We start from the raw sequence: 6,617 nt of genomic DNA, 5'->3' as shown, positions 1-6,617 counted from the left end.
TTATTTCTTCCTCTTCTTTTTCAAATACAAACTTTACAGAGTTTGTTAAATCATTATAATAATAATAATTTTTATCAAAATAATCATAGATATATTTTAAAAGATTTGTTTTTCCACTTCCATTAATACCTGCAATAACCACAGTATCAAGAACTTCACCGTTATTAGTAAAATCTATTGCTAAATTTTTTAAAACTTTATGATTTTTAAAATGTATATTTTTTACTTTCATTTTTCACCTCTTTTGGATTAATTTTATAATGTTCATTTATATTTTACTTTATTTTTCCTTTGAAATGAAGAGAAATCTATAAATTTTGAGGTTATATCCATAATAATGAAAGCTTTTTTTATTAATTATTGGAAAGAAAAAATATTTTTAATTTAAGAAAAAATGTGAAGTTTCATATGAAAATATGGAGCAATCTTTAGGAAATGCTTATTTAGGATTAAATACTCAACTTAAAAAAATAATAGAGAAAAACTATTATTTTGTAGATAAATCAATGTTGATAGACGAACTATTAAATAAAAGATCAGAAGTGACACTATTATCAAGACCAAGAAGATTTGGAAAAACTTTAAATATGTCAATGCTGAACTATTTTTTTAATATAGAGGACAAAGATAATAATAAAAAGCTATTTGAAGGACTAGCTATTTCAAATACAGATAAAATGAAGTATATGGGAGAGTATCCAGTAATATATATAAGTTTAAAAGAGATAAAGATTTTAATCATTTTGGTTTGACTGAAGAGGAAGTAATAACAGAAAATATCATTTTTTAAGAATACATTTATAAAAGAATATAGTCATGGTAAAACAGCTTTGTATTTTAAAATGCTTGAAGATTTGAATTTAAAATAGGGGATAAAAACTCTATTGAAGAGAGCTAAAGAAGCTTTAGCTCAAATAAATGAAAAGAAATATAATACATCAGAATGTCTGGGTCTAATTAAATATCTGTGTAAACCTTCAAGTTGGGATAATATTAAACTATCTAACTTGAAGGTTTTTATGGGAAAAAATTATTAGTAAAGATATATTTTAGAATATATACCCTAATTTAACACCTATAGTGACATTTTTTCTTTCTTTATTTGTTAAGTAATCTCCTTCGATTCCGTAAGTTATTCCTGAATCTCTTTGTACATCGTAAGCTAAAGTTAGGTTTAGAGATTCTTTTTCATTGTCTTTACCTAAAATTGTAAAGTTTGATGTAGAACCTTGAATTTTACCACTCATATTTTCATTATCATATCCACTTAATCCATAAATTCCAGATAATCCAGCAGATAATTGACTAACAGTTCCTTTACTATAAAGAGTTTTACTAATGTTAAATCCCAACTTCCCATCTAAATAGTTATAGTTTTGCTTAGCTATATCTAAAGCCAACTTCTCCTTTGATTCTTCAATACTATTTTGAATAATTAATGAGTATGATAATAGCCCTTTTACACCAATCTTCATATCTTTAGGAAGTGGATAATCATAAATAACTCCACTATAAAGATTTAATCCATTTGTCTTAGGTTTACTTTTAAAACTTAAATCTTGGTAGTTATTTTTTAACTTTCTATTTACATCATACTCTCCATATTGAGCTCCTATTCCAGATATTATATTAAAGTTAGGAGTATATGCATATCTTCCATATCCACCTAAATATAGAGATTGCCCTTTTATACTTGAATTTGTTGTCACTGTATCAAGACTATCTTTTTTTATTTCTTGGTGATTAGAAGTAGCTCCTCCAAAAATTCCACCAATTTTAAAAGAATCATTCATCTTTTTTTCATAAAGAGCATACCCAGTATTTATATTTCCTTTAAAATCATCTTCCACATCTCTATTAGATATATATCCACCATCTACATATGAATCTTTTTCAAAACTATTTTGAACTCCAAAAGGCAATGAAGTAAATGTATTCAACTCATTTTTAGATATTTTATTTAAATACTTGTAGATATTTCTTTTTGACATTTGGTCAGTTAACATCTTTAATTCACTTAAAGCCTCTTGTTCTCTCACACCTCCAAATACAGTTTTCTTATTTGTAGAAGTAGTTGTTTCCCAGATACTTCCAATTTTTTTAGCATCTTTAATACTTTTGTAAACTTCATTTTCTAGATTATCTAAACCTTGAACTCTATCTTTTACAACAACTTGAACTAAAGAGTTACCATTCTCATCACTTTTATTAAGCTCTTTAATCTCGTGGACTATAGAATCTGAATCTAATTTAATTTTAGATTTTAAAAACTCTTCCCCACTAGTAGTGAAGTTTCTAACTGTTGTTTCCAAAGGTCTTCCCATATTTATAGTTGAGTCTTCATCAATTTTAGAAACTATCATTTCAATGGAAAACTTATTCTTTTCATTTAAATCTAAAACATATGCATTTGTAAACTCAATATCTTTATCAGAATCTCTAAAGGCATGTTGTATAAGATGTCCCTTATTATCTTTAACATCTGTATCTATATCTAAAGTTAAAGAGTGGTTTCCTGATAGAGATGGATTTTTTTCATCTCCTATAGCTCTTCCAACTTCTACAACAGCTATATTTTTAAGTTTAGCATATGGTCCTAAAATTATATTTGTTCCATATTTTCCTGTAAATTGCTCTGTTATTCTAAGTTTATTATACCCTTCTCCTAAATCGATAGTTCCATCAACTCTACCCTTACCTCTAAACTCTATATTTTTAGATTCTATTTCAAGTATTAAATTTTTATCAGAAAGGATTCGATCAGTCCACTTTCTCCATATTGCCTCTTTCTCCTCGGGATTATCATCTCTCCAACTAGCAAATCCAGTGAAAAAACCATGTTCTTTTTGAATACTTTCAATCTTTTCATACTCTGCTAAGTATTTATTAAAGTCTGTTTTTTCATATTTTTTCATATTCTCATAAAGCGGAGTTACTTCAGCTAAATATTTTTCCAATGCTTTTTCAAACTCTCCACCTTTTTTAAAAGGTATTACCCATTTAGCATTAAACTCATCCTCTTCCATCTCACCACTTTTTAACTTCTGCTTATCAGCAGTTAATTTTTCAATAGAGTTAGAATATTTAGTTACATATTTAGATTCATCTTTTAACATATCCTCTAAACTTTTTCCCTCGTTTCCATAGTAACTTCCCCCTGTTATTCTAAGATTCTCTTTAGAAATACCTTTATCTTCAATATACATATTTGAATCTTTTGTATAAAAAATTTGTCCCTGCTCATTTTTAGGTTCGTAAGTATATATTTTTGTATATACAGTTTCATTTAAAGTTTGATCATATCCCTCTCTAATTCTAACTCCTTGTAAATCCCATAGAACTCTCCACTCCTCCTTGCCATTTTTAGTAAATAACTCACCATTTTTTAACTCTGTTTCAACACCATTCTCTTTTAATTTTTCATGGAGATATTTAGCAACTTCCTCTTTAGGTTTACCTTGAATTTTCTCTCTATAATCTTTCATAGGTATATCTAAAGGATTTGCAGTATCGTAACTTTTATTTAAAGTTTTATTTATATTTGTATAAACACCTTCAATACTATATTTTTCATTTTTATTATCTCTTATTTTTTCTACAGTTTTATTATAATCATCACTTTTTTTGAAAATAATATCCTTTACACTATTTCCATTTCCAAAGTAAAATCTCTTTTCATAGTTATTTCCAACAAAGGGTAGTTTCTCTTTTAAAGATTTATCAATTGCATTTAACTTATTTTCTACAATATCAATTGCAGAGTGATAAGTTTCCCCTTTATAAAATCCTCTGACTCCTGTAAGTTCTATCTTATCGTTGGCATGGGCCATTGCAACAATATCAATTCCATTATCTTTGGGACCTAAATCATGTGTACTTCCCTCTAAGTAAGCGGAATTTATACCTTTTTTTTTGTTTATTTGATCCACAACTCTTAATATATTTTCATAAGCTCCTTTTTCTATTGTTTCAGGAGGAATAGATATTATTGGTAAATCATTTGCATATATTTTTCCGCTCAATGCTAACAGTGCTAAAAGTAAATATTTATTTTTTTTCATATTTTAATCTCTCCTTTAAAATTTAACATTTAATCCTATATAGTAGTTTCTCTCTGGTGCAGGAACTGCTTCAATACTTGTTTCTCTCAAGTTATATTTAGTAGAAGCTAAGTTTTTAATACCAGCTCTAACTGATGAATACTCATCTAATTTATATGTAACTCCCACATCTAAAACACCATAACCATCAATTTTATAACTAAAGCTTTTATCCTCTTCACTCATCTCTCTTCCCTCTTTGCTACTTATATAGGTATAAGTTCCGTTTAAAGATAGATTATCTGTTAAGCTATACTTAGTTCCTAATGTAAGCTTTACCTTTGGAACTAAAGGAACTTTATCTCCTTTTTTAATTTGAGCTTTTTCATTTCCTTTTAGAGTTTTAGCATCTATAAAAGTTAAAGACTCATTAAAGGTAAACTTCCCTAAGTATTGCTCTGTTTCTGCTTCTAAACCAAGTCTTCTTGTTTTTCCAATGTTTTTATATTGCCATCTTTTTATAGCTGGATTAGTAACTCCAGATTGAATTAATACAATCTCATTATCTGTATCTGTTGCAAAGAAAGTTAAACTAGCATATGAATCATAGATATAATCTCTAACTCCTAACTCTATAGTATTTGTAGTTTCAGCTTTTAAATGATTATCCACATATATAGAGGATACATTAACATTAGGTGGAACAAAGAAACCTACACTTTTATCAGAAGCTAATTTTTTGTCATGAATTTTATCTGTTAATTGAGATGGAAAAGGAGTTATAAAACCTCTTTCATATCTTGTATAGAAATTTCCAGTATCTCTATATTTATATAAAAGTCCTAACTCTCCAGCATAGTTTTCCATTTTTCTATCAGTTTCTATAGTTTGAATTTTAGGATTAATTAATGGCATCTCATTAGGACCATTAATTCTGCTTCCAGTATACTTTGTATACTCTCCTCTTACTCCAGTTGTAAGATCAAGTTTATTTGTAAGATTATATTTATTAAAGGCATATATTCCGTGGGACTCTTTAGTTAAGTTGATTTTAACTTTATTTGTAACAGCTTTTCGATCTTCTGGAGATAGAGCTACATACATTCCATACTCGTTATAATATGTTTTTAAAATTTCAGAAGTAACATTAGAATCTCTTTTTACATTGGCTTTTGTATAGTCATATCCTAAAATTAACTCTCCTTTGTCATACTCATATTTAGTCTTAAGTTTAACTCCATTTTTTTCCTCTTTAAACTTTGCACTCATAAGAGATTTAACATCATAAAAATTATAATAGGATCTCACATCAGAGTATTTTCTAGAAGATAACTCTATTAGTATGTCATCGACACTTTCTGTAGATATATCTCTTTCCTGTTTTTGATTGAAAAAAGATGCTCCAAAGAGTAGTTTATCTGTAGCTCTGTATTCGTAATCAAAAACATTACTTTCAGATTTTGTATCTACATCTAAGTTCAGACCAGGAGCTCTTCTGTTTATTTCTAATATTTTTTTACTAACTTCATTTGTTCCATTATCTTTTTCATTACCTCTTCTACCTTGATAACGAATTTTATGTTTATCACTTATTTTATAATCAAACCCTCCTAAGAAGATTTTGTTTTCTTTTTCCTCATCCTCTCGATACCCTTCGCTATTACTATAGTTAAATCCATAGTTTACATATAGATCTTTTGTGACATTGTATCCACCTGCAAATCCTAAATCTCTATCGTCAAATGAGCCGTAATTTAGATCCATAAAGAAGTTATTTTTTGTGGTATTGGAGTTTGTAGAAATGTTTATAACTCCACCAACAGTTCCACTTCCATATAGAGTTGCTCCACCACCTGGGATTATCTCAATTTTTTTTATACTTTCAACAGGGATAGAGTTAATGGGTAAACTAGCCATTGATTCCTCTGTTGGGTTAATAGAGATACCATCTACCATAACTTTAACTCTACTCAGAGATTTCTCTCCACTTCCTCTCATATCTATCCTAGGCCCAAAAGCTGTATTTTGTACGATAACTCCAGGAGCTTCCCTTAGTATAGCTTCAACGTTTTCATATTTTTTTTCTTGTATCTTTTCTTGAGTAATGATTGTTGTATTTTTAGATTCCACAACATTAAATATAGAACCCCCAGTTCTAGTGTTATCTGTTATATGAGAGGTTTGTAATTCAACCACTCCTATATCATCTGAATATGAGTTTGCACAAAATGCTAAACACATAACAAATAGATATTTTTTCATTTAAATCCCTCCACTGTATCATTTTACAAATATTTTAACAATCAAAATATTTGTAAAATAATTATAAAGTAAAAACATAGAAAATTATTTTTTATAACATGAAAAGTTGAATTTTTTACATGAATTATTGTTTGAAAATATATTGTAAATGTATTTATAGATTAAAGTAATGTGAATGCACTACTTTTTTTGTTTAAAAATATAAGGTATGGTATAATATAAGAAAATATATGGTGAGGTGAAAGCATGATTAAGAAAAGTTTACCAGTGGGAATAGATGATTTTAAAAAAATAATAGAGAAAAACTATTATTTT

At 27.7% G+C, this 6,617-nt stretch carries 4 protein-coding genes; 1 reads left to right on the top strand and 3 read right to left on the bottom strand.

The genetic code is table 11. The features are described from left to right. A partial coding sequence (locus HMPREF0202_RS02440; RefSeq protein WP_023051800.1) for an AAA family ATPase occupies window positions 1-232 on the bottom strand: 232 nt, incomplete at its 3' end. A 184-nt stretch (window positions 233-416) separates the two neighbouring features. Here HMPREF0202_RS02440 and HMPREF0202_RS02435 point away from each other — a divergent pair. Beyond that, complete coding sequence (locus HMPREF0202_RS02435; RefSeq protein ID WP_023051799.1) at window positions 417-752, top strand: AAA family ATPase; 336 nt, start codon at window positions 417-419, stop codon at window positions 750-752. Between the two features lie 297 nt (window positions 753-1,049). On the opposite strand, the gene HMPREF0202_RS02430 is transcribed toward HMPREF0202_RS02435, so the two are convergent. Then, a complete protein-coding gene (locus HMPREF0202_RS02430) occupies window positions 1,050-4,061 on the bottom strand; it encodes an autotransporter outer membrane beta-barrel domain-containing protein (protein ID WP_023051797.1) in 3,012 nt (1,003 codons plus the stop codon). Window positions 4,062-4,076: 15 nt separating this feature from the next. Continuing rightward, a complete protein-coding gene (locus HMPREF0202_RS02425) occupies window positions 4,077-6,302 on the bottom strand; it encodes a TonB-dependent receptor (protein WP_023051796.1) in 2,226 nt (741 codons plus the stop codon). Window positions 6,303-6,617 lie beyond the last annotated feature (315 nt).

Source organism: Cetobacterium somerae ATCC BAA-474, assembly GCF_000479045.1.
GTDB classification, from domain to species: domain Bacteria; phylum Fusobacteriota; class Fusobacteriia; order Fusobacteriales; family Fusobacteriaceae; genus Cetobacterium_A; species Cetobacterium_A somerae.
Note: the sequence above shows the minus strand (reverse complement) of the source record. Positions and strands in the feature narration are given on the sequence as shown.

Excerpts from the sequence above, each read along its gene's own strand:
- HMPREF0202_RS02435 (WP_023051799.1), top strand. The coding sequence starts at position 417 with ATGGAGCAATCTTTAGGAAATGCTTATTTAGGATTAAATACTCAACTT.
- HMPREF0202_RS02430 (WP_023051797.1), bottom strand. The coding sequence starts at position 4,061 with ATGAAAAAAAATAAATATTTACTTTTAGCACTGTTAGCATTGAGCGGA.
- HMPREF0202_RS02425 (WP_023051796.1), bottom strand. The coding sequence starts at position 6,302 with ATGAAAAAATATCTATTTGTTATGTGTTTAGCATTTTGTGCAAACTCA.